The sequence below is a fragment of the Streptomyces sp. NPDC037290 genome, assembly GCF_055603245.1.
Genome location: NZ_JBVJVZ010000004.1, coordinates 39996 through 66481, shown reverse-complemented (window position 1 = coordinate 66481; position 26486 = coordinate 39996). Strand labels below are relative to the sequence as shown.

The 26486-nt window shown below is 72.3% G+C and carries 28 protein-coding genes; 13 read left to right on the top strand and 15 right to left on the bottom strand.

From position 1 onward, the window contains the following. Positions 1-184 precede the first annotated feature (184 nt). Positions 185-964 (top strand): TVP38/TMEM64 family protein, encoded by a 780-nt coding sequence (locus ACZ7HQ_RS15180; protein WP_470989213.1) that lies wholly within the window; start codon positions 185-187, stop codon positions 962-964. Between the two features lie 4 nt (positions 965-968). Here the strand turns inward: ACZ7HQ_RS15180 and ACZ7HQ_RS15175 are convergent, their stop codons facing one another. Further along, on the bottom strand, positions 969-2138 hold the full coding sequence (locus ACZ7HQ_RS15175) for a thiolase family protein (protein WP_470989210.1): 1170 nt from the start codon (positions 2136-2138) through the stop codon (positions 969-971). A 124-nt stretch (positions 2139-2262) separates the two neighbouring features. On the opposite strand from ACZ7HQ_RS15175, the gene ACZ7HQ_RS15170 reads away from it, so the two are divergent. After that, positions 2263-2733 carry a winged helix-turn-helix transcriptional regulator gene (locus ACZ7HQ_RS15170; protein ID WP_470989207.1) on the top strand — a complete coding sequence of 157 codons (471 nt, stop codon included), beginning with the start codon at positions 2263-2265 and terminating at the stop codon, positions 2731-2733. 19 nt (positions 2734-2752) lie between these two features. Here ACZ7HQ_RS15170 and ACZ7HQ_RS15165 read toward each other — a convergent pair whose 3' ends face one another. Genes ACZ7HQ_RS15165 through ACZ7HQ_RS15155 form a run of 3 tightly spaced genes read right to left on the bottom strand, consistent with a single transcriptional unit; the run spans position 2753 to position 5612 of the window. After that, a complete protein-coding gene (locus tag ACZ7HQ_RS15165; protein WP_470989204.1) occupies positions 2753-3580 on the bottom strand; it encodes a cupin domain-containing protein in 828 nt (275 codons plus the stop codon). After that, the gene (locus ACZ7HQ_RS15160) at positions 3532-4461 is read right to left on the bottom strand and encodes a DUF6807 domain-containing protein (protein WP_470989201.1); all 930 of its coding nucleotides are present in this window, start codon (positions 4459-4461) and stop codon (positions 3532-3534) included. Before ACZ7HQ_RS15160 ends, ACZ7HQ_RS15165 begins: the two co-directional genes overlap by 49 nt. Continuing rightward, positions 4458-5612: a Gfo/Idh/MocA family protein gene (locus tag ACZ7HQ_RS15155; protein WP_470989198.1), complete on the bottom strand. Its 1155-nt coding sequence runs from the start codon at positions 5610-5612 to the stop codon at positions 4458-4460. The genes ACZ7HQ_RS15160 and ACZ7HQ_RS15155 overlap by 4 nt, the downstream gene beginning before the upstream one ends. Before the next feature lie 227 nt (positions 5613-5839). Here ACZ7HQ_RS15155 and ACZ7HQ_RS15150 point away from each other — a divergent pair, with 227 nt between their 5' ends. From ACZ7HQ_RS15150 to lnt, 5 genes are all read left to right on the top strand, one after another. Continuing rightward, positions 5840-6715 (top strand): undecaprenyl-diphosphate phosphatase, encoded by an 876-nt coding sequence (locus tag ACZ7HQ_RS15150; protein ID WP_470989195.1) that lies wholly within the window; start codon positions 5840-5842, stop codon positions 6713-6715. A gap of 442 nt (positions 6716-7157) precedes the next feature. After that, positions 7158-7337 (top strand): hypothetical protein, encoded by a 180-nt coding sequence (locus ACZ7HQ_RS15145; protein ID WP_470989191.1) that lies wholly within the window; start codon positions 7158-7160, stop codon positions 7335-7337. Positions 7338-7558: 221 nt separating this feature from the next. Beyond that, entirely contained in the window at positions 7559-9619 is a 2061-nt protein-coding gene (locus ACZ7HQ_RS15140) for a restriction endonuclease (RefSeq protein ID WP_470989189.1), read from the top strand. A gap of 188 nt (positions 9620-9807) precedes the next feature. Further along, complete coding sequence (locus tag ACZ7HQ_RS15135) at positions 9808-10302, top strand: nuclear transport factor 2 family protein (protein WP_470989186.1); 495 nt, start codon at positions 9808-9810, stop codon at positions 10300-10302. A 50-nt stretch (positions 10303-10352) separates the two neighbouring features. Further along, positions 10353-11927 (top strand): apolipoprotein N-acyltransferase, encoded by a 1575-nt coding sequence (lnt, locus tag ACZ7HQ_RS15130; RefSeq protein ID WP_470989183.1) that lies wholly within the window; start codon positions 10353-10355, stop codon positions 11925-11927. On the opposite strand, the gene ACZ7HQ_RS15125 is transcribed toward lnt, so the two are convergent. Then, positions 11845-12756, bottom strand: a complete 912-nt coding sequence (locus ACZ7HQ_RS15125) for a Gfo/Idh/MocA family protein (protein ID WP_470989180.1) — start codon at positions 12754-12756, stop codon at positions 11845-11847. The genes lnt and ACZ7HQ_RS15125 overlap by 83 nt on opposite strands. Positions 12757-12923: 167 nt before the next feature. On the opposite strand from ACZ7HQ_RS15125, the gene ACZ7HQ_RS15120 reads away from it, so the two are divergent. Then, positions 12924-13433: a DinB family protein gene (locus tag ACZ7HQ_RS15120; RefSeq protein ID WP_470989178.1), complete on the top strand. Its 510-nt coding sequence runs from the start codon at positions 12924-12926 to the stop codon at positions 13431-13433. A gap of 115 nt (positions 13434-13548) precedes the next feature. Further along, entirely contained in the window at positions 13549-14022 is a 474-nt protein-coding gene (locus ACZ7HQ_RS15115) for a hypothetical protein (RefSeq protein WP_470989176.1), read from the top strand. A 72-nt stretch (positions 14023-14094) separates the two neighbouring features. On the opposite strand, the gene ACZ7HQ_RS15110 is transcribed toward ACZ7HQ_RS15115, so the two are convergent. The 7 genes from ACZ7HQ_RS15110 to ACZ7HQ_RS15080 all read right to left on the bottom strand — a co-directional run bounded on the left by ACZ7HQ_RS15110 (position 14095) and on the right by ACZ7HQ_RS15080 (position 20143). Further along, on the bottom strand, positions 14095-14550 hold the full coding sequence (locus ACZ7HQ_RS15110) for a hypothetical protein (protein ID WP_470989173.1): 456 nt from the start codon (positions 14548-14550) through the stop codon (positions 14095-14097). 103 nt (positions 14551-14653) lie between these two features. Further along, positions 14654-15337: a uracil-DNA glycosylase gene (gene ung, locus ACZ7HQ_RS15105; RefSeq protein WP_470989170.1), complete on the bottom strand. Its 684-nt coding sequence runs from the start codon at positions 15335-15337 to the stop codon at positions 14654-14656. 107 nt (positions 15338-15444) lie between these two features. Continuing rightward, complete coding sequence (locus tag ACZ7HQ_RS15100) at positions 15445-17022, bottom strand: ABC transporter substrate-binding protein (protein ID WP_470989167.1); 1578 nt, start codon at positions 17020-17022, stop codon at positions 15445-15447. 187 nt (positions 17023-17209) lie between these two features. Continuing rightward, a complete protein-coding gene (locus ACZ7HQ_RS15095) occupies positions 17210-17977 on the bottom strand; it encodes an SDR family oxidoreductase (RefSeq protein WP_470989164.1) in 768 nt (255 codons plus the stop codon). A 12-nt stretch (positions 17978-17989) separates the two neighbouring features. Continuing rightward, complete coding sequence (fabG, locus tag ACZ7HQ_RS15090; RefSeq protein WP_470989162.1) at positions 17990-18751, bottom strand: 3-oxoacyl-ACP reductase FabG; 762 nt, start codon at positions 18749-18751, stop codon at positions 17990-17992. Between the two features lie 169 nt (positions 18752-18920). Beyond that, complete coding sequence (locus ACZ7HQ_RS15085; protein WP_470989159.1) at positions 18921-19370, bottom strand: DUF3037 domain-containing protein; 450 nt, start codon at positions 19368-19370, stop codon at positions 18921-18923. After that, positions 19367-20143 (bottom strand): HipA family kinase, encoded by a 777-nt coding sequence (locus tag ACZ7HQ_RS15080; protein ID WP_470989156.1) that lies wholly within the window; start codon positions 20141-20143, stop codon positions 19367-19369. The genes ACZ7HQ_RS15085 and ACZ7HQ_RS15080 overlap by 4 nt, the downstream gene beginning before the upstream one ends. A 174-nt stretch (positions 20144-20317) precedes the next feature. Here ACZ7HQ_RS15080 and ACZ7HQ_RS15075 point away from each other — a divergent pair, with 174 nt between their 5' ends. Then, positions 20318-20842, top strand: a complete 525-nt coding sequence (locus ACZ7HQ_RS15075) for a Rieske (2Fe-2S) protein (RefSeq protein ID WP_470989153.1) — start codon at positions 20318-20320, stop codon at positions 20840-20842. A 6-nt stretch (positions 20843-20848) separates the two neighbouring features. Here the strand turns inward: ACZ7HQ_RS15075 and ACZ7HQ_RS15070 are convergent, their stop codons facing one another. Then, a complete protein-coding gene (locus ACZ7HQ_RS15070) occupies positions 20849-21493 on the bottom strand; it encodes a cysteine hydrolase family protein (protein WP_470989150.1) in 645 nt (214 codons plus the stop codon). 118 nt (positions 21494-21611) lie between these two features. On the opposite strand from ACZ7HQ_RS15070, the gene ACZ7HQ_RS15065 reads away from it, so the two are divergent. Continuing rightward, positions 21612-22082, top strand: a complete 471-nt coding sequence (locus ACZ7HQ_RS15065; RefSeq protein WP_470989146.1) for a pyridoxamine 5'-phosphate oxidase family protein — start codon at positions 21612-21614, stop codon at positions 22080-22082. 3 nt (positions 22083-22085) lie between these two features. Here the strand turns inward: ACZ7HQ_RS15065 and ACZ7HQ_RS15060 are convergent, their stop codons facing one another. Next, positions 22086-22988, bottom strand: a complete 903-nt coding sequence (locus tag ACZ7HQ_RS15060) for a LysR family transcriptional regulator (protein ID WP_470989144.1) — start codon at positions 22986-22988, stop codon at positions 22086-22088. Between the two features lie 74 nt (positions 22989-23062). On the opposite strand from ACZ7HQ_RS15060, the gene ACZ7HQ_RS15055 reads away from it, so the two are divergent. Then, positions 23063-23995, top strand: a complete 933-nt coding sequence (locus tag ACZ7HQ_RS15055; protein WP_470989141.1) for a DMT family transporter — start codon at positions 23063-23065, stop codon at positions 23993-23995. Positions 23996-24254: 259 nt separating this feature from the next. Here ACZ7HQ_RS15055 and ACZ7HQ_RS15050 read toward each other — a convergent pair whose 3' ends face one another. Continuing rightward, the gene (locus tag ACZ7HQ_RS15050; protein ID WP_470989138.1) at positions 24255-25586 is read right to left on the bottom strand and encodes an aminotransferase class I/II-fold pyridoxal phosphate-dependent enzyme; all 1332 of its coding nucleotides are present in this window, start codon (positions 25584-25586) and stop codon (positions 24255-24257) included. Between the two features lie 64 nt (positions 25587-25650). Between ACZ7HQ_RS15050 and ACZ7HQ_RS15045 the strand changes: the two genes are divergently transcribed. Further along, positions 25651-26331: a pyridoxamine 5'-phosphate oxidase family protein gene (locus ACZ7HQ_RS15045; protein ID WP_470989136.1), complete on the top strand. Its 681-nt coding sequence runs from the start codon at positions 25651-25653 to the stop codon at positions 26329-26331. Positions 26332-26486: the final 155 nt, after the last annotated feature.

The window sequence follows — 26486 nt, the reverse complement described above, 5'->3', positions numbered from 1 at the left end:
GGGGAGGGTGGGGGGGCACGGAGGGGGTGGCAGGAGAGAGCCAGGGAAAAACAAAAAAAAAAGCGGGGGGACCGCGGAAAGGAGTGTAACACGGAGGGGGCTCCGGCCCCCCCGGCCCCCCGGACCCTCTGCGGTGCGACGTCCTTGACGGCGATCACACGTGTTCTTCGGTTAGTGTCACCGGATGCTCGATGCCAACCGCTCTGGCACCGCCACGGCCTCGCCCCGGGCCGCGGCCGCGGAGCCGGCCGTCCCCGCGGCCGTCCTCGCCCCTCCGCTCGCCCGCACGGGCGCCGTCGCCCGCTGCACGCGCACGCTGCTGTCGCCGTACGCCCGGCTGGCGCTGCTGCTCGTCCTCCTCGTGGCGGCCGGCGCGGCTGTGCTGCTGTTCGAGCCGCAGCAGCTGTTGACCCACGGTTGGCCGCCACAGCTCGGCGGCACGGCGGCGGCCACGGTGTTCGCCGTGGCGTACGGACTGTGCACCGTGGCGTTCGTGCCGCGGCCCTTGCTCAACCTGGCGGCGGGCGCCCTGTTCGGCTCGCCGCTGGGGCTGTCGGCGGCGCTGGTGGGCACGGTGCTCGGGGCGGGCGTGGCGTTCGGGCTGGGCCGGGTTCTCGGGCAGGACGCGCTGCGCCCGCTGCTGCGGGGCCGCTGGCTGAAGGCGGCCGACGGGCAGTTGAGCAGGCACGGGTTCCGGACCATGCTGGCGGCCCGGCTCTTCCCCGGCGTGCCGTTCTGGGCGGCGAACTACTGCGCCTCCGTCTCCCGTATGCGCTGGTGGCCGTTTCTGCTGGCCACAGCCCTCGGCTCGGTCCCGAACACCGCCGCCTACGCGGTGGCCGGCGCCCGCGCCTCGGCGCCGACGTCCCCCGCCTTCCTGATCGCGATGGCCGCCATCGCCGTACCGGCGCTGGTGGGCTCGGTGGTCGCCTGGCGCAAGCGGCACCACCTGCGCGGCCGGTGACCGGTCAGACGCCCTCGAGGATCATCGCGTTGGCCAGGCCGCCCGCCTCGCACATGGTCTGCAGGGCGTAACGGGCGCCGCGCTCCCGCATCGCGTGCACCAGGGTGGTGGTCAGCCGGGTGCCGCTGGCACCGAGCGGGTGGCCGAGGGCGATGGCGCCGCCGTGCACGTTGACCTTGGCCAGGTCGGCGCCGGTCTCCTGCTGCCAGGCCAGGACCACGCTGGAGAAGGCCTCGTTGACCTCGAAGAGGTCGATGTCGGCCAGGTTCAGCCCCGCCCTGCGGAGCACCTTCTCCGTGGCCGGTATGACGCCCGTGAGCATCAGCAGCGGGTCGGAGCCGGTGACGGCGAAGCTGTGCAGGCGGGCGAGCGGGCGCAGGCCGAGGCGGGCCGCGGTGTCGCTCGAGGTGATCAGGACGGCGGAGGCGCCGTCGTTGACGGGGCTGGCGTTGCCGGCGGTGACGTTCCACTCGATCTGCGGGAAGCGCTCGGCGAAGCCGGGGTCGTGGTAGGCGGGCCTGAGGCCGGCGAGGATCTCCGGGGTGCTGTCCGGTCGGACGCACTCGTCCCGGGAGACACCGTCCAGCGGCGCGACCTCGGCGTCGAAGAGTCCGGCCTGCCACGCGGCGGCGGCCTTGCGGTGCGAGGAGACCGCGAACTCGTCCATTCGCGCGCGCGTGAGGGACCACTTGGCGGCGATCAGCTCCGCGCTGATGCCCTGCGGGACCAGGCCCTCGGGGTAGCGCTCGGCGACGCCGGGCCCGAACGGGTCCTTGCCCGCGGGCACGTTGGACCACATCGGCACCCGGCTCATCGACTCGACCCCGCAGGCGACCACGAGGTCGTACGCGCCCGAGATCACGCCCTGCGCGGCGAAGTGCACGGCCTGCTGGGAGGAACCGCACTGGCGGTCCACCGTGGTCGCGGGGACCGTCTCGGGGAAGCCGGCGGCGAGGACGGCGTACCGGGTGGTGTTCATCGCCTGCTCGCCGACCTGGTCGACGGTGCCGCCGATGACGTCGTCGATCAGTGCCGGGTCGACGCCGGAGCGCTCGACCAGGCTGCGCAGGGTGTGGGCGAGCAACTGCACGGGGTGGACGTGGGCGAGGGAGCCGTTCGGCTTGCCCTTGCCGATGGGGGTGCGCACGGCTTCGACGATCACTGCGTCGCGCATGGCAGGGCCTCCTTGGCCGCCTGGCTGTCCGTGGCGGACCACGGCAGCTACCAGTGAGTAGGAAATCCGAACTCACCATAGCTCGAAGGGTTGGAAAATCAAACCCTCCCCTAGACTTGCCTCCATGGCCGCCACGAAGGACCCGCGCCCCTGCTCCATCGCCGACGCCCTCGCGCTGGTCGGCGAGAAGTACTCCCTGCTCGTGCTGCGCGAGGTGTGCCTGGGAAACGGCCGCTTCGACCAGCTCGTGCGCAACATCGGCGCCCCGCGCGACATCCTGGCCGCCCGGCTGCGCCGGCTCGTGGACGCCGGGATCCTCACCAAGCGCGTCTACAGCGAGCGCCCGCAGCGCTTCGAGTACCGGGCCACGCAGGCGGGGCTGGAGCTGGAGCCGGTGCTGATGACGCTCAAGGAGTGGGGCGACCGCCATCTCCGCAAGGGCACCGACCTGCCCATGGTCGTCGAGCACAGCTGCGGCAAGGACATGGTCCCGGTCGTCACCTGCCGGGCCTGCGGCGGTGAGGTACGCCACGGGGACCTCACGCCGCACCCGCAGGCGCCGGGCTGGACGATCACCGGCCCCGCGGTCGCGTAGCACTCCGCCCCCAGGGCCGCTACGGACCGTCGCCCGCCCGCGGCCCCGCCGTGACTGCTCGCGCGGTCCCCCGCCCGCCTTCGGGGCGCTCGTACACGTCGAGCCGCCCGCACATCCCGAACCGCCCCCGCTCACCCGGCTCCTCGGCCCGTACGGCAGCCTCGGCCAGGTGGGCCGTGTCGCCCGCCGCCAGCCGGTCCAGCTGCCGCCCCGTGGCCTCGGCCGCCGCCACCGCACCGCTCCTCCAGCGCCGGCGCCACTCGGCGATCCGGGGCCGGACCAACGCGGCGGCCGCCCGGTGAAAGGCGGCCAGCGCGTCCGGGCCAGGAGCGGCCCGCAGGGCCTGGTAGCCCGCCAGGGCCAGGTCACGCCGAGCCCGGGCGATCCGCTCCCGCTCCGCCTCCGGGGCGTCGGCCGGGATCGTGGTCGCTGCGGCGTACGCCTCCGGGTCGGCCAGGTACTCGGGCGGAAGCGTGAGCACCGCGTCGCCGGCCTCCGGCAGCCCGCTGTTCTGCATCAGGACGGTGATGCGCAGACCGTCCTCGTTGACCAGCCGGTGGACGGTGCCCGGCGTGAACCAGGCGACCGTGCCGGGCCTGAGCGGGGCGACCGCGTGCCCGGACACGGTCAGTGTCTGGACCGCGCCCCGGCCGCCGGTGACGACGTACGCCTCCGAACAGGCCAGATGCACATGGGGAGTTCCGCCACGGACCCCGTCGGCGGCGGGCCAGTCGTACACGCACAGCCGGGACACGGCGACCCCGCCCGGCAGGCCCGTGAAGGCCTCCTTCCCCGCGCTCACCACGGATGCGCCTCCAGGTACGCGGCGACGTCCGCCCGCCGCCATGCGCCGTCCGCCACGACCACCCGGTAGCGGCGGCGGAGCGTGTCGCCGGGCGCGAGTTCCAGCTCCTCGAAGAAGGACCAGGAGGGCGCGGCGGCGGCGAAGGGCTCGTTGCGGACGAACCAGTGGGCGGGGTGGGTGCCGCCCGCTCCGGAGTGGTCGTTCTCCGGGGCGTGCGCGAAGACGAGGGTGGCGTGACCGTCGAGGCCGTCGTGCTCGCCGCAGTACGCGAGCCACGGCGACCGCGTCCCCATCAGCTCCGGGCCCTCGCCGTCCGGCCCGATGATCCGGCCCTGCCGGAAGGCCCGCGGGCCGCGCCAGAACAGGCCGGTGTAGCCCGCCCGTTCGCGCCCCGCGGTGGTGGGGCTGCCGAAGCGGAGCGGCTCGGCACGCCGGTTGGTGACGGAGCTGGTCCAGGTGAGCTCCCAGGTGCCGGAGCCCGGGTCGATGTCGCGGACCTCGATACGGCGCTCCTCCTCGGCCCACAGCGCACCGTCGTACGGGTGCCAGGTCAGCCGCTCGGCGATCAGCGCCCGGCCGCCGGACGCCGAGACCTCGTCGAAGCCGGCGTGCCGCATCGAGCCGACCCGCTCGGGAAGTGCGAGGTAGCCCTGCCCGTGCACATACGTGTTGCCGCCCCACAGGTTCGCCCCGGACAGGTGCGAGGCGGTCAGGGACAGCCCCTTGTGCCAGCGGTGGTCGTGGGGGCGGTAGCCGGTGACGACCGCGCCGCTGAGGGTGCGGACCGGGTGGAGGTAGGGCCGGGGGGCCTCCCAGGCCGCTTCGGGGAGGTACACGTAGGCGAACAGTTCGATCCCGGTGGCCGGTTCGTGGACGGTGATCCGGTCGCCGTGGGCGTGGACCACCCGCGGTCCGCCCCTCACGCCGGGACCTCCTCGGCGGTCACGGGCGCCCAGCCCGGGGCGCCGCCGTGCAGGGCGGTGTAGTAGGGGTCGCCGGGGCCGATCTCACCGGCGCGGACGGTCGCGTCCGTGAAGGCCGACTTGTACAGCGCGGTGACCAGTTCCAGGCTCGTACGTCCGTCCGCCCCGCTGCTGCGCGGCCGCTCGCCCGCCCGCATGCTCGCGATGAGCTCACGCAGCTGTGCCAGGTGCGAGCTGGGCACGTCGGGGCCGAAGTCCCGCCATTCCTCCGCCTGTTCGGCGGGGGCACCGGGCGCCGGGGTGATGCGCCAGTCGCCGTTGGCGTGTCCGTAGAGGTGGGTCAGCTCGACGGTGGCGCGCTCGCAGTCGATGCGGATGCGGCTGACCTCGTCGGGGCTCAGCACGCTGTTGACGACGGTGGCGAGTGCGCCGCTCTCGAAGCGGACCAGCGCGGTGGACACGTCCTCCGTCTCGACGTCGTGCACCAGCCGTCCGGCCATGGCCCGCACCTCACGCCACGGCCCGAGCAGGTCGAGGAGCAGGTCCGTCTGGTGGATGCCGTGGCCCATGGCCGGGCCGCCGCCCTCGGTGTGCCAGCGGCCCCGCCAGGGCACGGCGTAGTAGGCGGCGTTCCGGTACCAGGTGGTCTGGCAGTGCGCCACCAGAGGCCGCCCGACGGCCTGTTCGGCGAGCAGCCGGCGAACATGCCCGGCGCCGGAGCCGAAGCGGTGCTGGAAGACGATCGCCGCGTACGGGCCGCCCTCGGCACCCTCCGCCGCCTCGATCGCGTCGAAGTCGGCGAGCGAGGGCACCGGTGGCTTCTCGCACCACACCCAGGCCCCGGCGCGCAGCGCGGCGACGGTCTGCGCGCGGTGCAGGGTCGGCGGGGTGCAGACGCTGACCAGGTCGGGGCGCTGCTCGGCGAGCATCCGGTCGAGGTCGGTGTGGGCGTGCGGGATGCCGGTTCCGGCGCAGAACGCCTCGACGGCGTCCCCGTCGATGTCGACGGCGGCCACCACCTCCGTCTCGCCCTCCCGCGCCAGTTGGGCGAGCGCGGGCAGATGGGAGCCGCGCCCGATGGCGCCGGTACCGATGACGGCGGCGCGGATGCGGCGGCCGGTGAAGGGTGTTGTCGAACGACGGCGTGGCATGGGCGGGTTCAGCACTCCTCCCGTACGGCGAGCGCGCGGGCCGACGATCCAGCATTCAGCAAGCGCTTTCTCCTGCGCTGCAACGTAAGCGCCACCCCCGGGGCCGGTCAACACCGCGGACCGCCCGCGCTGTCCGCCCCCGGTCCCCCGCCGCGCCCGGCGCCCGCTACGCTGCCCTCATCGCTTGACCATCCCTTTACCTCTCACCGCTGGGACGCCGTACCTCCATGTCTTGGTTTGAATCCCTCGTCCTCGGACTCGTCCAGGGGCTGACCGAGTTCCTCCCCGTCTCCTCCAGCGCGCACCTGCGGCTGACCGCGGCGTTCTCGGGCTGGAAGGATCCCGGCGCGGCCTTCACGGCGATCACCCAGATCGGCACGGAGGCCGCGGTGCTGATCTACTTCCGCAGGGACATCGGCCGGATCGTCTCGGCGTGGTTCCGTTCGCTCTTCGACAAGGCGACCCGCCGGGACCACGACGCGCGGACGGGCTGGCTGGTGATCGTCGGCTCGATCCCGATCGGTGTGCTGGGCGTGACCCTGAAGGACCAGATCGAGGGCCCGTTCCGCGATCTTCGCGTCACCGCGACCATGCTCATCGTCGTCGGCCTGGTCATCGGCGTCGCCGACCGGCTTGCGGCCCGTGACGAGACCGGCGGCCGGCACCGCGCGCCCAAGCAGCGCAAGACGCTGGAGAACCTGAGCGTCAGGGACGGCCTGGTCTACGGCCTGTGCCAGGCCTGCGCGCTCGTCCCCGGCGTCTCCCGCTCCGGCGCGACCATCAGCGGCGGCCTGTTCATGGGCTACAAGCGGGAGGCCGCGACCCGCTACTCCTTCCTGCTCGCCGTCCCGGCGGTGCTCGCGTCGGGCGTGTTCGAGGTGAAGGACTCGGTGGGCGAGGGGCATGTCGCCTGGGGCCCGACCCTGTTCGCGACGGCCATCGCGTTCGCCTCGGGATACGCGGTGATCGCATGGTTCATGAAGTGGATCTCCCACAAGAGCTTCATGCCGTTCGTCTGGTACCGCGTCGCCCTCGGAGTCGTCATCATGGCCCTGGTCTCGGCGGACGTCCTGAGTCCGCACGCGGCGGAGTCGGCGGGCTGAGTGCGGCCGCGACCCCGCTCGCGCCCGGCGCGCGGTTCGCCCGGGTCACCCGGGCCCCCTGGAGCGCCGCCGCGCCGCAGCACCCAGGGACCTCCCGGAGCAGCCTCGCCCCTGTCCGCCGCGCCGCTGTTTCGGACATCTCCCGGCCGCCGGACGAACTCGGCCGGGACCGCGTGCTCGCGGTGGCCGCCCGCGCCGCCCTCCGCGGCCACCACCGCCACCGCGGCCTGCGGCTTCCCTGGCCTCACCGGTCTCGAACGGGCCTGCCGGACGGGGCACTCGGCCGCTTCCCGCGCCGTCCTGCGCGCGGCACCCCGGCACGCCATGAAGGCGGTGGTCCGGATCGACCAGGCACGCAGGAGCCGGCGGCGGTGACCAACCCCATACCTACCCTGTAGCCGGGCGGTAGCGCAGTGTCAGTGCTTGCCCCTAGGCTGTCCGCATGTCCCCCGATTCCCTGCCCTCTGGTTCCGTGCGGTCTGCCGCCGAGGTGAACGAGCAGATCCGGGCGTTGTGGCTGCGTGCGGGCGGCATCCTGTCGACCCAGGAACGCGCGGAGTACGAGCTGTTGGTGGTCGAGTGGGCCGAGGCGATCCGCGGCGAGATCATCGAGGCGGCCTGACAAGCCCTCGGGGCCCACGCCCGAGGTCTGCCCGGGCCTCGGCGCACCGGATACGGCCGCCGGCCGGCCACCCCCTCGGCCCACCCCTCGATCCAGGCCGAGCCATGCTCACGGATCCGCCGTGCCGGGTGGATGTGCGAGAGGGCCGTCGCTGGATAAAGTCGGTACGTTACACCTGGTTGTGGGGACAACCAGCGCGCCTTGGGGAGGGCCTGCAACACATGAGTCGTCGCTCTAACGGCGTGGTCGGCGTCTGGGCTGAGATGCAGAGGCAGCAGCAGCGCCAGCGGGAGGCCGAAGCCAGACGACAGAGGCAGGAAGCACAGCAAGCTCGTGCGTACCAACGGCAAGTGGCCCAGAGTTACCGCGAGCACAGGCAGGCGGAGGCACTGCGTCGCACCGAGGAACTGGACGCACAGGTCACCGCGCTGCAGGGCCTTCTCGCCTCAGGGTGCCGGACCCCGGCGTTCAGAGCCTCCTGCCTCATACGCCCGGAAGAGGTCCAGCCCTTCGCTCCGGGGCCGCTGGCGCAGCCCGTGCCCCTGCCGAACGTCGACGACTACGCGGCAGACCGCGGGTGGACCGCCGGTCGCCGCGCCCAGGCCCAGGCCGAGTCCAGGGCGCGCTTCGAGCGGGACTGGCACGCGGCCCAGGCGGCGGAGGCACGGCGGCAGCAACAACTGGCGTCGTACCAACGGGAGTACCGGGAGTGGGCCGATGCCCAACTGGCCGAGGTGCGGCGGCACAACGCCGGCGTCGTCGAGCTGACGGAAGGGGTCGGACGCCGCGATCCCGCTTCCGTGGTCGAGTACTTCTCGGCCGCTCTCTACGCCTCGACCGCGTGGCCGGAGGGTTTTCCACGCCAGGTGGCAGCGGCCTACGACCCGGCGGCCGGGCAGTTGGTGCTGGACTGGGAGCTGCCCGCCTACGGCGTCGTGCCCGAGGTCAAGTCCGTCCGGTACATGCCCGGTGTGGACCAGGACAAGGAGACGCCCCGGCCGGTGGGTCAGCGACGGGCCCTGTACCGGGAGGTCCTGGCACAGTGCATGCTGCTCGTCCTGCATGAACTGTTCGCGGCGGACGAGCGGGGCGCGCTCGAGTCGGTGGCCCTGAACGGATTCGTGGACGGGCATGACCCCACGACGGGCCGCCCGGGCCACATCTACCTGGCCACGGTCATGGCTCCCCGCTCGACGTTCCGCGATCTGCACCTGGCCCAGGTGGACGCCGTCAGCTGCCTGGCCGATGCCCTGCGCGGGCAGCTGACGGCCCGGCCCGACCAACTGACGCCGGTGCGGCCGAGCCGCCGGCCGCAGGAGGTGGGGAACCGTGTCGTCACGCACGGCAGCGACGAGGAACCCGACCTGTACGAGATGGATCCCATCGCCTTCGAGGACCTCGTCGCCGATCTCTTCCGCGCCATGGGGATGCAGGCGGTCACGACGCAGCGCTCGAACGACGGCGGAGTGGACGTCGACGCGCTGGATCCGGCACCGATTCGCGGCGGCAAGATCGTCGTACAGGTGAAGCGCTACCGCAACACGGTGCCGCCGACCGCGGTGCGTGACCTGTACGGGACCGTTCAGGACACCGGCGCCAACAAGGGCGTTCTCGTGACGACCTCGAAGTTCGGCCCCGGCTCACACACCTTCGCGGGCGGCAAGCCGCTGGAACTGGTCTCGGGAACCGAACTCGTCGACCTGCTGCACCGCCATGGGCTCCGGGGGCGCCTGGGAGAGGGCACGAGCCGTGGCGCCGCGCGGCACACCCCGACGGCTCGGGACACTCGCCTGCCCGACGGCTACAACGTCCTGGGCATGGCCTGGACCGGAAGTGTCGCCCTGGACGTGTGCGCCCTCGTCTGCCGTGGCAACGACGTCCTCAGCGACGATCACTTCGTCTTCTACAACAACCCGCGCACACCGGACGGCTCCGTCCGCGCCATCGGGGCCACCACCCCCGACAAGGCCGCGATCTACGTCTTCTTCGACGGACTGCCACAGGACGCCGACCGGCTCGTACTGGTGGCCGCCGTCGATCCGGAGGTCAACCCGAACGCCGATCTCTCCGGCTTCACGGACGCCCGCATCCGCCTGCTCGACCCGTCGCTGGCCGAATTGGGACGGCTGGAGGTCTCCGACGGGCAGCCGGGCGAGACCGCCTTGGTGCTCGGCTCCTTCCGTCGCAGAGCGAACGGGGACTGGGACTTCGTCCTGGGCGGCAAGGGCTACCCGGGCGGTCTGGAGGAGCTCGTCGGGGACTTCGGCATCGAGGTCGAGTAGACAGGCCGGCTGGAGCGTGGCCGGTTCCGGCACGGTCACCGAGCGTCTGCGCACCCTCGCGTTCCTCGCGCAGCGCACTGTCGAACTGCATTGATGCGGCTCCTCGCCGGCGTCCGCCGGGTGCCCTGCCCTCGGATATCCCGGCACGCCCTCTTGGCTCCTCGCGTCCCATGCCCAACACTGTGCCGATGACGCAGCGCGCTGAGCTGGCGACCGTGATGGACCGGCTGGCCGTCGACGAGCTGATCACCGCGTACGCGGTGGCGGTGGACGACGGCGACTGGACGACGTACCGAGGGCTGTTCACGGCGGACGGACGGGCCGACTACCGTTCGGCCGGCGGCATCGAGGGCGATGCCGGGCAGGTCGCCGGATGGCTCGCCGAGAGCCTGGCGCTGTTCGCCATGCGCCAGCACCTGATCGTCAACCGCCAGGTGCGGTTCAGCGCCCTGGAACACGACACGGGCGACACCGCCTCGGTACGGGCCGACTACCTCAACCCGATGCGCTTCGCCGCGAACGGCGGCCCCACCGCCCCGGACCTGGTGTGCGGCGGCCGCTACGCGTTCGCCCTGCTGCGGACACCGGAGGGCTGGCGGCTGCGCGGGGTGGTCGTGGAGGAGAAGTGGCGCCGCTTGCCACAGACCCACCAGAGCCCTGCGGCGCATCGGCCCCTGTCGTAGATCGCTCCCCACGCGCACACTGGAGTGAGCGCTGGGTAGGGAGGGCCCACATGACGACGATCAACCACTGCCTCACCTCCCCCTGGCGGCGCTCCGGCGCAGCCGCGATCGCCGGTGCCCTGCCCGTGCTCGCGTTCCCCGCGCCGTCGCTGTGGTGGTTCGCCTACCTGGCCCTGGTCCCCTGGATCCTGCTGGCCCGCTCGGCCCCGACCGCGCGGCGGGCGGCGTACGACGGCTGGAGCGGGGGCTTCGGCTATCTGCTGGCCGTGCACCACTGGCTGCTGCCGAGCCTGCACGTGTTCATCTTCCTGATCGCCGCCCTGCTCGGCGCGCTGTGGGCGCCCTGGGGCCTGCTGGTGCGCCGCTTCCTCGGCGGCCGGCCCGCGCCGGGGCGGGGCGCCGCCGCGCTGCTGGTGCTGCCGTCGGCCTGGCTCATGGTGGAACTGGTGCGGTCCTGGCAGGGTCTCGGGGGCCCGTGGGGCATGCTGGGCGCCAGCCAGTGGCAGGTGCCGCCCGCGCTGCGGCTGGCCTCGGTGGGCGGGGTGTGGCTGCTCAGCTTCCTGATCGTGGCCGTGAACGTGGCGGTGGCCGTGCTGGTATCCGTGCGGGAGTCGCGCGTGCCGGCCGTGGCCTCGCTGGTGGCCACGGCCGCCGCGACCTCGGCTGCCTGGGCGTGGGCGCCGCGCCCCGAGACCGACGGGCAGGTCCGGATCGCCGTCGTACAGCCGGGAGTCGTGGACGGGCAGGGCAGCGGTGACAAGCGTTTCGCACGGGAGGAACAGCTGACCCGGCGGCTCGCCGGACAGGGCGTCGACCTGGTCGTGTGGGGCGAGTCCAGTGTCGGCTTCGACCTGGACCACCGTCCCGACCTGGCCCGGCGGCTCACCGCGCTGTCCCGTGCGACCGGCGCGGACGTGCTGGTGAACGTGGACGCCCGCCGCTCCGACCGGCCCGGCATCTACAAGAGTTCGGTGCTGGTCGGCCCGAACGGCCCGACCAGCGAGCGGTACGACAAGATGCGGCTCGTCCCGTTCGGCGAGTACATACCCGCCCGCTCGCTCCTCGGCTGGGCCACCTCGGTCGGCAAGGCCGCCGGCGAGGACCGCAGGCGGGGCTCCGAGCAGGTCGTGATGAACGTCGGGCACGGGCTGCGGATCGGCCCGCTGATCTGCTTCGAGACCGCGTTCCCCGACATGAGCCGGCACCTCGCCGAGGACGGCGCGGACATCCTGCTCGGCCAGTCCGCCACCTCGACGTTCCAGGCCAGCTGGGCGCCGGAACAGCATGCCTCGCTGGGCGCGCTGCGGGCCGCCGAGACCGGCCGGCCCATGGTGCACGCGACCCTCACCGGCGTCTCGGCGGTGTACGGGCCGGGCGGGCAGCGGCTCGGGCCGTGGCTGGGCACCGACGCGAGCGCCGCCCGCGTCTACGACGTACCGCTCGCGCACGGCGTCACGCCGTACGTCCGCTACGGCGACTGGCCGGTGCACGGCGCGCTGCTGGTCCTGGCCGCGCTGTGCGCCACGGAGGGTGTGCGGGCGCTCAGGCTGCGGCGCGGCGGTCCAGAACCGCTCGTACCACCCGCTCGCACAGCTCATGGGTCGCCAGCGCGTCCCGGGCGCTGAGCGGCTTGCCCGCGCGCACGGCGTCGAGGAAGGCGAGGACCGCCTGCTCGATGCCGCGCTGCCGGGCCACCGGCACCCAGTCGCCACGGCGGCGTACGGTGGGCTGGCCCTTGTGGTCGATCACCTCGGCGAGGTTGAGCACCTGCCGTTTGGTGTCCTGCCCGGAGACCTCCAGGATCTCCTCCGCGGAGCCGCTGAGCCGGTTCATCACGCCGAGCGCGGTGAAGCCGTCCCCGCCGAGCTGGAGCACCACGTGGTGCAGCAGCCCGTCCTGGACCCGGGCGCGCACGGTGACGTCGTCCACCGGGCCGGGCACCAGGAAGCGCAGGGTGTCGACGACGTGGATGAAGTCGTCCAGGATCAGCGAGCGCGGCTCCTCGGGCAGCCCGATCCGGTTCTTCTGCATGAGGATCAGCTCGCGCGGGTGCTCCAGGCACTGGGCGTACCCGGGCGCGTACCGGCGGTTGAAGCCGACGAACAGGCAGACCCCGCGCTCCTCGGCGAGGTCCACCAGCCGCTCGGAGTCGGCGAGTTCGTAGGCGAGCGGTTTGTCCACGTAGGTCGGTACGCCCGCCTGGAGCAGCCGGGTGACGATCTCGGGGTGGGCGGCGGTCGGCGCGTGCACGAAGGCCGCGTCGAGGCCGACGGCGAGCAGCGAGTCGAGGGTGGTGTGCCGCCGGTCGGCCGGCAGGTGCAGGGTGTCCGCGACCCGGTCGAGGGTGGCCGGCGTCCGGGTCTGCAGGTGCAGGTCGATCCCCGGCTGCGTGCCGATCACCGGCAGGTACGCCTTCTGCGCGATGTCCCCGAGTCCGATGCAGCCGACCTTCACGTGCTCTCCCCTGCCGCTCGATTGCCTCTGCGGCAGCATACGGGGGCGGTGAGGCCGGCGGTCGTGTACGACGACCGGACCGGTGCCGTCTCCAAGGACGGGCCGGCCGACTGCCGGGCCGATAAATCCCCTGGTGGGAAAGGCGATTCGTGGTGAAGGATACGGGCATGACCGAACGCCGAGAGCCCGCCCTGAACGCCGGTGAACGAGACATGCTGGAAGGCTGGCTGGACTACCACCGGGCAACGCTGGCCTGGAAGTGCGAGGGCCTGACCGACGAACAGGTGCGGACGGCCTCCGTGCCGCCCTCCGAACTCACTCTGCTGGGCCTGGTCCGCCACCTGTCGGAGGTGGAGCGGTACTGGTTCCACGAGGTGCTGCTGGGCGAGGATCCCGGCGTCCTGTACTGCACGGAGGAGGACCCGGACGGCGACTTCCACCCCACCGAGGCAGACACCTGGGAGAAGACGTACGCCACCTGGCAGGCCGAGATCGAGACGTCCCGCCGCAACGCCGCCGGCCTCGCGCTCGACGACGTCTCCCGGGGCAGGAGCAGGTCCACCGGGGAGGCCTTCAGCCTGCGCTGGATCTACACCCACATGATCGAGGAGTACGCCCGGCACAACGGCCACGCCGACCTGGTCCGCGAGGGGATCGACGGCACCACGGGCGACTGAACGTCACCCCGGGTACGCCGAAATCCTCCGCACGGGGCACGAGATCACCCGTGCGGGGGCATCGGCATCGGCTCCCTGCTGCCAAGCCGGGGGCCGACCCAGCAGAGTGGCGCGGGTGCACCGAACGACGACCACCGCAGCGCTCCTGGCCACCGTGGCCGTCGCGGCCCTCACCGGCTGTGTGACGGTACAGCGCCCGGCGACACCCGCGCCGCCCCGTGACACGGCCCCCGCGCTGCCGGCCGCGCCCCGGCCGGACGGCAGCGCGGAGCCGCGCGTGGTGCAGGCACCGGCCCGGGAGGCGCTGGAGATGACCGGCCCGTCCCGCCCTCCGAGGCACCCGGCACCGGCCCCTTCGCATCACCGGCCCGCGGCAGCCCCGGTGCCGCGCCGGCCCCCGGCCGCCCCTCCCGCTCCCCCACGCGCACGAGCCCACCCCGAGCACCACCGGCGCCCGCGCACGGCCGACCCGGGCCTGCCGAACCCCGCCCCCAAGGCCCCGGACGTGTGCGCCCTCGGCAGGAAGTACGGCGGCTGGCGCACCGGCAGTCCGGAGTCGGTGATCTGCGACCGGACGTACGGCCACTGAGGCGCCCTGTCGCGCGGCGGGGCACGACAAGCCACGTCGAAGAGCGGCACGACGCCACAGCCCCGCGGACTCTCAGGCGCCCTCACCCAGCCGGAACTCCAGCCGCCCGATGGCCGCCCGCACCCCGTCGCCGTACCCGTCGTCGGCCAGAGCGCCCGCGGCTGCGCGCGCCCGGCGCAGATGACTGCGGGCGGCGTCGTCGCGGCCCAGCTTCACGAAGTCGGCGGCGAGATTGAGGTGCAGGGAGGGAAGGAAGCCCCGCACGCTCAGCGGAGCGCCCCGCTCCTGCGCCGCCGACAACGCCCTCAGGTCCCAGGCGAGTTCGTCCGCGGGGTCGTCCTGGGTGTCCGCGAGATAGTGGGCGAGGGTGCAGCGGTGCAGCGGGGCGCCACTCTCGCCGATCTCCGCCCACAGCTCCAGGAAACGGCTGCGGGCCTCCTCGCGGTCGCCGCCGTGGTGGAGCATGACGACCTGCCCGATCCGCGTCAGCACGGGGTCCAGTGCCGCCTGCTCCTGCCGCTCCACCACCGCGTCCTCCGGGCCGTCGTCGGTTGTCCGCTCCCGACGCTAACCGGCGTGGCGGGGATTCCTGGGCAGGCGGCGCCGTCAGCGGCGCCCCCGCCCAGGACCGTCAGCCCAGATTCGGGATGCGCCAGTCGACCGGCTCATGCCCCTGCAGGGCGATCGCCTCGTTGATCTGGGTGAACGGCTGGGAGCCGAAGAACTTCTTCGCGGACAGCGGGGAGGGGTGGGCGCCCTTGACCACCACGTGCCGGGTCTCGTCGATCAGCGGGAGCTTCTTCTGTGCGTAGTTGCCCCACAGGACGAAGACCGCGGGGTCGGGGCGGGAGGCCACCGCGCGGATCACCGCGTCGGTGAACTTCTCCCAGCCCTTGCCCTTGTGCGAGTTGGCCTCGCCGGCGCGGACCGTGAGGACCGCGTTGAGCAGCAGCACGCCCTGGCGGGCCCACGGCATCAGATAGCCATTGTCCGGGACGGGCAGGCCCAGCTCTGCCTGCATCTCCTTGTAGATGTTCCTGAGCGACGGCGGGGTCTTCACACCGGGACGGACCGAGAAGCACAGGCCGTGGCCCTGGCCCTCGCCGTGATACGGGTCCTGGCCGAGGATGAGGACCTTGACCTGCTCGTAAGGCGTGGCGTCCAGCGCGGCGAAGACCTCCTCGCGCGGCGGATAGACGGGACCCTTCGCCCGCTCCTCCTCGACGAACTCGGTCAGCTCCTTGAAATAGGGCTGCTGCAGTTCGTCGCCCAGAACCCCGCGCCAGGACTCGGGCAGCATGGCGATGTCGGTCACGTCAACGTCCTCACGGTATCGATCAACTACGGCGTGCGGTCACTTCCAGGCTTCAGAACCTACAGGCGACCACTGACAATCGGTGCCGCGAGGACCGTTCCCCCAGCTCACCAGCTGGTCTTGCGGTGCAGCGCCCACATCATCATGATCGTCGACGGGTCGAGGGCCTGCTCGCCACCGGAGATGTCCTCGCTCGCGGCGATGAACTGCCTTCCCTGCCACAGCGGGATCAGCCGGGCGTCGTCCACCATGATCTGCTGCGCCTGCTCCATGTCCTTGACCGTCTGGGCGCGGTCGCTCTCCGCGCGCGAGTGGGGCAGCAGCGTGCCGGTGATCTTCTTGGACGGATAGGGCGTACCGAGCGCGTTGTGCTCGCCGACGAACGGGGCGATGAAGTTGTCGGCGTCGGGGAAGTCCGGGAACCAGCCGCGGCCGAACACGGGGTACTCGCCCTTCTGGTAGCCGACCACATAGGTCTTCCAGGGGCGGCTCCTGAGGGTGATGGTGAACAGCCCGGAATCCTCCAGCTCCCGCTTCAGCTCCTGGAACATCAGCGCCGTCTCGGAGCCGTAGCGGTCGGTGGTGTACCAGAGGGTGAGCGGAACACGCTGGTGGATGCCCGCGTCGGAGAGGATCTTGCGGGCCCTCGGGACGCTCGGGTCGCCGTAGTCGTCGAAGAAGCCGGTGGTGTGTCCGGTGAGGCCCTTGGGGACCATCGAGTACAGCGGGTCGACGGTGTCCTTGTAGACCTTGTGCGCGATGGCGCCGCGGTCGACGATCTGGGCGACGGCCTCGCGGACGGCGGGCTCCTTGGCCCAGGGGTCCCTGGGGTTGAACACCAGGTAGCTGATGTCGATGCCGGTGCCGTCGACCAGCTGCAGGTCGTTGTTGCCGTGCTGCTGGAGGGCGAGGATGTCGCCGGCGGCCAGGCCGCGGTAGGTGACGTCGATCTGCTTGTCCCGCAGGGCCTTGACCATGCCGGCCGAGTCCTGGAAGTAGCGGATGGTCACCGCGTCGTTCTGCCGCTTGGCGAAGCCCCGGTAGTTCCCGTTGGCGACGAGGACGGCCTGCTTGTCCTCCTCGTAGGACTGGACCTTGTACGGTCCGGATCCGTAGACCTGGTCGTCCTTGCGCAGGGAGCGGGCGGGGTAGTCGTCCGGGTCGACGATGGACATGGCGGGGGTGGCCAGCACGAACGGGAAGGTGGCGTCGGGCTGGTTGAGGTGGAAGACGACCTCCCGGGCGCCGAGCGCCTGCACCCGGTCCAGGCTGCCGAGCAGGGGGGCGGGTCCGCCGGGGGCGTCGATGGTGCGGATGCGGTCGATGGAGTGCTTGACGGCCCGGGCGTCCAGCGGGTCGCCGTCGGCGAACTTCATGCCCGCGCGCAGCGTGCAGCGGTAGGTGCGACTGGAGGAGTCGGTGAAGGCGCAGCTCTCGGCGGCGTCGGGCTGGGGCATGGTGGCACCGCTGGGGTAGGCGAGCAGCGTCTGGAAGATGTTCCGGTACAGCTCCCAGGAGCCGTCGTAGGCACCGGCCGGGTCCAGTGTGCTGGGGGCACTGGTGGTGCCCACGACGATGGCGCCCTTGCCGTCGCCGCCGCCGTCGGACAGCAGACCGCAGCCGGTCACCAGGGATATGGACGCGATCGCCGCGACTCTCCGCAGGCATCGGTTCCGGTTGAACACGCGCACGCTCCTCGATCTGCCATACCAAGGGTCGGCAGACCATACCGCAGCGTTCGGGCCCCTGAACCTCCCCTGAAACAGGCCTTCCTGATCGACTTCGCCATGACGACGTTGTCATTCCGATGTCCGGATGACGGCGGGTGTTCCGGGCGCCGATCTGTCCGAAAATCGACGCCCGGAAGGTGGCTCAGCCCACGCCGGCGTTCAGGAAGATGCCGCCGTCCACGACGAGCGTCTGACCGGTGATCCAGTCGGACTGCCCGGAGGTGAGGAACGCGGCGGCGCCGCCGATGTCGGAGGGCACACCGAGCCGGCCGAGGGGGTAGGCGGCGGCTGCCTCCTCCTCGCGGTTCTCGTACAGGGCCTGCGCGAACTTGGTCTTGACCACGGCCGGGGCGATCGCGTTGACCCGCACCCCCGGCGCGAACTCGTGCGCCAGCTGCTGGGTCAGGTTGATCATCGCGGCCTTGCTGACGCCGTAGGCACCGATGAAGGGCGAGGGCGCGAGGCCCGCGACCGAGGCGATGTTGACGATCGCGCCGCCGTTGTCCTTCTGCCAGGCGTGCCAGGTCTTCTGGGCGAAGCCGAGCGCGGAGATCACGTTGGTCTCGAAGACCTTGCGGGCCACGTCCAGGTCGAGGTCGGCGATCGGCCCGAAGACCGGGTTGGTGCCGGCGTTGTTCACCAGGAAGTCGACCCGGCCGAAGGCCTCCATGGTGCGCCCCACGGCCTCGGCCTGGTGGTCGAGGTCGTGCGCCTTGCCGGCGACGCCGATCACCCGCTCGGCGCCGAGCTTGTCGACGGCCTCCTTGAGGGCGTCCTCGTTGCGGCCGGTGATGCACACACGGTCACCGCGGGCGACGAGGGCCTCGGCGACGCCGTAGCCGATGCCGCGGCTGGCGCCCGTGACGAGCGCGACCTTGCCCGACAGCTCGGGGAGTTCAGCGGAAGTCATGTACCTGTTCCCTTAGTTGAGCGGTCCGCCGGCGACGTACAGCACCTGGCCGGAGACGAAGCCGGCCGCCTCGCCGGTGAAGAAGGCGATGGCGTTGGCGATGTCCTCGGGCTCGCCGACGCGCTGCACCGGGATCTGGGTGGCGGCGGCCTTCTTGAAGTCGTCGAAGCCCATGCCGACACGGTCGGCGGTGGCCTTGGTCATCTCGGTGGCGATGAAGCCGGGGGCGACGGCGTTGGCGGTGATGCCGAACTTGCCCAGCTCGATGGCGAGGGTCTTGGTGAAGCCCTGCAGGCCGGCCTTGGCGGCGGAGTAGTTGACCTGGCCGCGGTTGCCGAGCGCCGAGGACGAGGAGAGGTTGACGATCCGGCCGAAGCCCGCGTCGACCATGTGCTTCTGGACGGCCTTGGTCATCAGGAAGGAGCCGCGCAGGTGGACGCTCATGACGGTGTCCCAGTCGGAGACGCTCATCTTGAACAGCAGGTTGTCGCGCAGCACGCCCGCGTTGTTGACGAGGATCGTCGGGGCGCCGAGCTCCTCGGCGATCCGGGCGATGGCCGCCTCGACCTGCGCCTCGTCGGAGACGTCCGCGCCGACCGCGATCGCCTTGCCGCCGGCGGCGGTGATCTTCTCGACGGTGTCCTTGCAGGCGGACTCGTCGAGGTCGATCACGGCGACGGCACGGCCTTCGGCGGCCAGTCGTACGGCGGTGGCGGCGCCGATGCCGCGCGCCGCGCCGGTGACTACCGCGACCCGCTGTTCAGTGGTGGACATTGCTGCTTCTCCTCGCCCTTGAGAGAACCTGGCGCCCCGGGAGTGAGCCTGAGGTGGCCTTTCCGGGGACTTGTGTGATGCGGTGAGCGACCGCTTAGTACCTTCAGCACCCGTGACGCTAGAAGCCCTGGCACCCGGTGTCAACGGGACACCGGGCCGGTGTGATCCATTACCTCACCAGGAGGTCCAGCAGGCGCTCCGTCTCGGCCGCCGGATCGGCGGTCAGCCCGGTGTGCACGGGGCCGGGCTGGACGATCGTGGAGCGGGGCGCGATCAGCCAGCGGAAGCGGCGTCCGGCGTCGTCGCCGGACGCCTGTCCGGACTCCGCACCGCCCGCGCAGTGCCGCTCGACCGCACCGAGCGCGGCCCGCACCCCGGCCACGTCCGTGTCCGGGTCGAGGGCGAGCAGCCGGGCCTCGTCCAGATGGGTGCGGGCGCCGACGTAGCCCTGGGCCCGGCAGTAGAGGACGACGCCCGCGTTGATGCACTCACCCCGTTCCACCCGGGGGACGACCCGCAGCAGCGCGTACTCGAACACGTCCCGGTCGCCGCCCTGGCCCGCCCGGGTGATGTGCCGCTCGGTGACATGGCCGGCCATGTGGATGTGACGCTCGCTCACTTGCCCTCCTCAGGACCGGGGCCGATGCCGGTGATGCGCTCGGCGATGACGGCGGCCCGGGAGAGCAGCGGCCGCGCGTAGGCCCGCCGCAGTTCGTCCGGGGTGTCGAAGCCGGGCTCGTCGGCGAGCCAGGCGTCGGGGATCTCGGCGGTGACCTCGGCGAGGAGGTCCTCGGTGACCCGGGGCGCCAGCTCGGCCGCGGCGGCGGCGACATCCGGGGCGAAGCGGACGAGGGCGTGGTCCGAGGCGTCGTACGGGCGGGCCGCGGAGGCCTCGGCGGAGGGCCAGTTGTGGTGCCAGATCATCGTCGCGCCGTGGTCGATGAGCCACAGCTCGCCGCTGTGCACAAGGAGGTTGGGGTTGCGCCAGGAGCGGTCCACGTTGTTGATCAGCGCGTCGAACCAGAGGATCCGCCCGGCCTCCCCGGGGCTCACCGGGAAGGCGAGCGGATCGTAGCCGAGGGCGCCGGAGAGGAAGTCCATGCCGAGGTTGGTGCCGCCGCTGGACCTGAGCAGGTCCTGCACCTGCTGCTCGGGTTCGCCGAGCCCGAGGACCGGGTCGAGCCGGACGGTGACCAGCCGGGGCATCCGGAATCCGAGGCGGCGGGCGAGTTCGCCGCACACCACCTCGGCGACGAGTGTCTTGCGGCCCTGTCCGGCGCCGGTGAACTTCAGGACGTAGGTCCCGAAGTCGTCGCCCTCGACGAGCCCCGGCAGCGAGCCGCCTTCACGCAGCGGCGTGATGTAGCGGGTCGCGGTGACTTCCTTGAGCATCGCCCCAGGTTACTGGGATCGCCCCGGGCTGCCGGGGTGGGGCCGACAGCGGACCCACAGCTGCGGGCGTCTCATGCCCGGGCCGCAAGGATCTGGGTGCCCGTCTGAACGGGTGGCGCCCGAGCGCCGTACCCCTGGACGGATCACGAGAAACTCCGCGGAAGGGAACCCCACATGACCAGCGCATCGTCCCAGCCGACCACCGGACCCGCCCGCCGTACGGTCGTGGCGGCGGCCGGAGCGGCGGGGCTCGCCGCCGCGCTGACCGCCTGCGGTTCGGGCGACGACTCGTCCGGCGCGGCCACCACCGGATCCGGATCCTCCGGCACGACAGGCACCACGGGATCGACCGGCACGGCGGGCACGGCCGGCTCCACCGGAGCCTCGCAGAACAGCCGCGGCTCCGCCGGTGGCACCGCGCTCGCCAAGACCTCCGACATCCCCGAGGGTGGCGGCAAGATCTTCAAGGACCAGGGCGTGGTCGTCACCCAGCCGGCGGCGGGCACGTACAAGGCGTTCTCGTCCAAGTGCACCCACCAGGGGTGCGCGGTGGGCAGTGTGACGGGCGGCGTGATCGTCTGTCCGTGCCACAACAGCCACTTCTCCGTCACGGACGGCAGCGTCAAGCAGGGGCCCGCGACCCAGCCGCTGCCCGCCGCCAGGATCACGGTCTCCGGCGACGAGATCAAGCTGGCCTGAGCCGTCTCAGCGCCGCCCGCGCGGCCGTTCGAGACAGTCGAGCACCTCGTCGGTGGCCGCGATGGTGGCGACCAGCGCGAGGGTGTGCCGGATCATCGCGGGGGTGTAGTCGGCGGGCACTCCCGCGATGGCGTCGGCCGGGACCACGGCGGTGTATCCGAGGTTGACCGCGTCGAACACCGCGTTGGGGATCGCCACGTTGGCGGAGACACCGGTGACGATCAGCGTGCGGCAGCCGAGGTTGCGCAGCAGGGCGTCGACGTCGGTGCCGTGGATCGGGGACAGGCCGTGCAGCCGCCGTACGACGAGGTCCTCCTCGCCGACCTCGATCGGCGGCGCGACGCGCACTGCGGTGGTGCCGGACAGCTGCTGGACGGGGAGCCGCTCCGCGGCGCGGAACAGCCGGGCGTTGCGGCTCGCCCCCCGGCCGTCCGGGCGGCGCTCGGCGATCGCGTGGACGACCTGGACACCGGCCTCATGCGCGGCGGCGACCAGCCGGGCCACATTGCGCAGCGCGCCACAGGAGCGGGCCTCGCGGGCGAGTTCGGGCAGCGCGCTGTCCGGTCCGACGACCCCCTGCTGGCACTCCACGGTGAGCAGGACGGTGGTCACGGGGTCGAGGAGTTCGCTGAGCTGCTCGTACGACGGCACGGCGCGCCCCCTTTGAAGACGACCGGTTGGGAACGGACCTTCTCTTTTCTGACGTGATGTCAGAGGATCACCCGGACACGATAGTCCTCTGGCACGACGTGGGAGAAGAGGGGGCCGCATGACCGTCACTCAACAGCGCCGGGGTCGGAAGATCATGATGACGCCCGGGGAGCTGGACGAGTTCCTCACCAGCCAGCGCACCTGCCGGGTCGCGACTGTCTCGGCGGACGGCACTCCGCATGTCAGCGCGCTCTGGTTCGCCTGGGACGGCATTTCGCTGTGGCTGTATTCGGTGGTGCGCAGCAGGCGTTGGAGCCAGCTGCGCCGCGATCCACGGGTGGCCGTCGTGGTCGACTCGGGCGAGGAGTACGACCAGTTGCGCGGCGTCGAGTTGTCCGGGCGGGTGGAGTTCGTGGGCGAGGCGCCGCGCACCGGGGAGCTGTGCGCCGAACTCGACACCGCCGAGACGCTGTTCGCGCGCAAGAACTTCGGCCTGGACGAGATGCCGCACGACGGCCGGCACGCCTGGGCGCGGCTGACCCCGGAGAAGATCGTCTCCTGGGACTTCCGGAAACTGGGCGGGGCGTAGGGCTCAGCCCAGTTGCTGCGCGGCGGTGCGCAGGGCGTCGACGGCCGCCCGGATCGACGGGCGGCGGTCGGCGTCCGCCCGCCAGACCACGTACACGTGCCGGCGCACCCGTTGTCTGAGCGGCACGAGGACCACGCCGTCCGGGACCGGGTGACGGCCCAGCAGCGGTGCGATGCACACACCCAACCCGGCGGCCACCAGGCCGAGTTGCGTGTGGGTCTCGCCTGCGCGATGGCCGACGATCGGCTCGACGCCCTTGGACCGCAGGGTGAACATCAGCCACTCGTGGCAGAACTCGCCCTCGCCCCAGGTGATCCACTCGTCCTCGGCGAACTCGGTGAGGTCCACCTCGTCCCGGCCTGCGAGCCGGTGCCCGTAAGGCATGGCGACATCGGCCGGGTCGTCCAGCAGGGGCGCCTTGACCAGGCCGTCGGGCACGGGCATCGGCTTGTTGTACCAGTCCAGGACCACCGCGAGATCCAGGTCGCCCCGGACGACGCCCGCGATGCCCTGCTCCGGCTCCAGCTCGCTGGAGCGCACCCGCAGCCCGGGGTGCTCGGCCCGCAGCGCGCCGAGCGCGGCCGGGAAGAGTCCGCGGGCGGCGGTCGGGAAGGCCGACAGCCGCAGTTCGCCGACGACCTGCCCGCGGTGCGCCTCCAGGTCGGACTCGGCGAGTTCGACCTGCGACAGGATGCGCGCCGCGTGCTCCGACAGCAGCCGGCCGGCGTCCGTGAGCCGCACACCCCGGCCGTTCCTGGCGAGGAGCTGCTGGCCGATCTCGCGCTCGAGCTTGCCCAGCTGCTGGGAGACGGCCGACGTCGTGACGTGCAGCGCGTCCGCGGCCGCGCTCACCGAGCCGTGCCGGGCGAGGGCGTCCAGGGTGCGCAGGCGCTCCAGGTTCAACATGTAAGCAAGTCTAAGAGGTACCCGGTGAGAAATCTCGATTGTGCTACGAGGTTGCCTGCAGCATCGTTGAGGTCATGAGCACGGTCACCGCCACCCGAACCCAGTCCGCCTCCCCCGCCCGGCCCCGCGCCCGCCTCGACTGGCGGCTGCGCTTCGGCGCGCTGTCCCTGATCTGGGGCTTCAGCTTCCTGTTGATCAAGGTGAGCACGCAGGGGTACGCCCCCTTCCAGGTCACCCTGGGGCGTCTCGTGTTCGGTACGGCGGTCCTGGCGGCGGCGATGGCGGTCAAGCGGGAGAAGCTGCCGCGCGGGGCCCGGCTGTGGGGGCACATGGCGGTCGCCGCGTTCTTCCTGAACGCCCTGCCGTTCTCCCTCTTCGCCTACGCGGAACTGACGATCCCGTCCACGCTGGCCGGCATCTGCAACGCGACGTCGCCGCTGTGGGGCATGGCCCTGTCGCTGGTCGCCCTCTCCGAGGACCGGCCCACCCGGGTGCGTGTGGCCGGGCTCGGGCTGGGCTTCCTGGGTGTCCTGACGGTGCTGGGTGTGTGGCAGGGCTTCCACGGGCTGGACGCCACGGGTACGGCCATGGCCCTGCTGGCCTCGCTGAGCTACCCGGTGGGCTGGATCTACGTCCGGCGCACGCTTGCGGGCACGGGCAACTCCCATCTGTCGATGACCGGGGCGCAACTGCTCTTGGCGACGCTTCAACTGGCCCTGGTCACACCGCTGTTCGCCGGTTTCCCCACGCATTTCTCCGTGGTGCCGCTGCTGGCGATCGCCGCGCTGGGGGCGCTGGGCACGGGGGTCGCCGTGCTGATCCAGTACGGGTTGGTTGCCGAGGTCGGGCCGACCACCGCGCAGATGGTCACCTACTTCATTCCCGTCATCGCCACGGCTGCGGGGGTCGCGATCCTCGGGGAGTCGCTGCGCTGGACGACTCCGGTGGGGGCCGTGATCGTTCTGGCGGGGGCCGCGCTCACGCAGGCCCGGCGGAAGGGCGCGTAGGGCTCCGCGGGTGCGGCGGAACGCGCCCGGTGAGGAACTCGGGGGGCGCGCGAGAGTGCCGCTCGGCTGCGGTTGACCGCACGGTCCCCCACGCCCCCTCCTGCAGGCACCGCTAGGGGGTTTCGCTCGGATCAGCCCGGTCCGCGACGCCCGGCACGGCACCTCACCGCGTCGTCGGATCACCCGGGTACGCCCGGTACGCAGGCGCTCCTCCGCCTTGCACCGCACCGGACACCGCGGCCTGATCCGAACGAAACCCCTAGCCGTACGCCCGCGCCGGGGACGGCCGTACCGCTGCCGCCACCGCGTCCGCCAACGGGCCGATGTCCTCCTCGCCGAGTGCCGAGATCGTGATGCGGATCGCCGGTCGGCTCATGACGCGGAACCGGGCACCCGGAGCGACCGCCCAGCCCGCCTGCAGCAGACGGGCCACCGCGCCGGTCTCGTCGGGAACCGGCACCCACACGTTCATGCCGCTGCGGCCGTGGGCGACGACTCCGCGTTCCGCGAGCGCGTCCACCAGCGCGTTCCTGCGCGAGCCGTACGCCTTCGCCACGGCCACCCGGTCCACCGCACCCTGGGTCCACAGCCGCAGCACGGCCCGCTGCAGCAGCAGGCTCACCCAGCCGGGGCCCAGGCGCTGGCGGCCCCGCACCCGGTCGACGGTGACCGGATCACCGGCGAGGACGGCCACGCGCAGGTCGGGACCGTAGGCCTTGGCGGCGGAGCGGACGACGGCCCAGTGGCGGGTGACGCCCGCGAGGGGGTGCAGCGGAAGATCCACGATGCCGTGGCCGTGGTCGTCCTCGATGAGCAGGGTCTGCGGATGCTCGCGCAGGACGGCGCGCAGGGCACGCGCGCGCGTGGCGGTCAGCGAGGCGCCGGTCGGGTTCTGGGCGCGATCCGTGACGATCAGGGCGCGGGCCCCGGACGCCAGGGCACGGCGCAGGTCGTCGGGGCTCGGTCCGTCGTCGTCCACGCCCACGGGAACCGTGCGCAGACCCAGGGCGGGGACCAGATCGAGGACGCTGCCCCAGCCGGGGTCCTCGACGGCGACCGCGTCGCCCGGCTTGAGGTGCGCGACCAGGAGGCGCTCGATGGCGTCGAGGGAGCCTGACGTCACGGCCACCGGGCCCTCGGGAACGCCGTCGGCGTCGAGTTCGGCGCGGGCGACGCGGACGAGGTCCGGGTCGACCGGGTCGTCGCCGTAGAGGACGGGCCGCCGGTCGCCCTCCTCCGCCGCCGCGGCCAGGGCCGGGGCGAGGCGGGGCAGCAGGGCCGGATCGGGGTTTCCGGTGGCCAGGTCGCGGCCCCCGGCGGGGACCTCCACGCGCAGTTCCTCGCGGCCGGTGGTGGCCGGCTTGGGCCGGATGCGACTGCCCCGGCGACCGGCCGTCTCGATCACTCCGCGTTCGCGCAGGGTGCGGTAGGCCGCCGCGACGGTGTTGGGGTTCACTCCGAGGCGGGTCGCCAACTCCCGCATGGGAGGCAGGGGTTGACCCGGCTGCAGCTCACCCGCGCCGACCGCGCGCTCGACGCTGGCCGCGATCTCTGCCGCGCCACGCCCTTCGATGGGATACTCTCCTAGCACAAAGAACATTATGCACTAGTGCAATACCGCACCGCCACCCTTTGCCCGTCATGGAGGAACCGTCATGCAGGGGACGACCGAGGAGACCAGGGCCGCCGCCTACAGCCCGACCGACCGCACTGTGCCCACGCGCTCCGCGGACCGCGCGTCGTACGACAAGGAGCTGGTGCACGCGATACTCGACGAGGCGTACGTGTGCCATCTGGGCTTCGTCCGCGACGGCGCGCCGGTGGTGCTGCCGACGCTGTACGGGCGGGTCGGCGAGCGGCTGTACGTGCACGGGTCCACCGGATCCCGCCCGTTGCGGACGACCGGCGAGACCGACCCGGGCCTGCCGGTGTGCCTGACGGTCACCCACGTGGACGGGCTGGTGCTGGCCCGCTCCGCGTTCCACCACTCCATCAACTACCGCTCCGTGGTGGTCCACGGCATCGCGCGCCAGGTCACCGACCCCGAGGAACGGCGGGTGGCCCTGGACGCGCTGGTGGACCACGTCGTGCCGGGCCGCGCCGCCGACTCCCGGCCCGCGAACAAGAAGGAGCTGGCCGCCACCGCGGTGATCCGCCTGGACCTGGACGAGGTCTCGGCCAAGATCCGCACCGGCGGCGCGAACGACGAGCCCGAGGACCTCGCCCTGCCGCACTGGGCCGGCGTCGTCCCGCTCCGGAAGGGCTACGGCGCGCCGGTGCCGAACGCCGACCTGGCGCCCGGCATCGGCCTGCCGGAGTACCTGAAGGCTCTGTGAGCCCCGGACGCGGTTACACCGGTAGGGACGTCCGCCCGCCGGCCCCGGGGGGGGGGGGGGGGGGGGGAAGCGCCGACTCCGTCAACACGGAGAACGGGGAGGGGGGCCCTGGGGACCGCGAACCGGCCTATTCGGAAGAGAACGAAGAGAAAGAA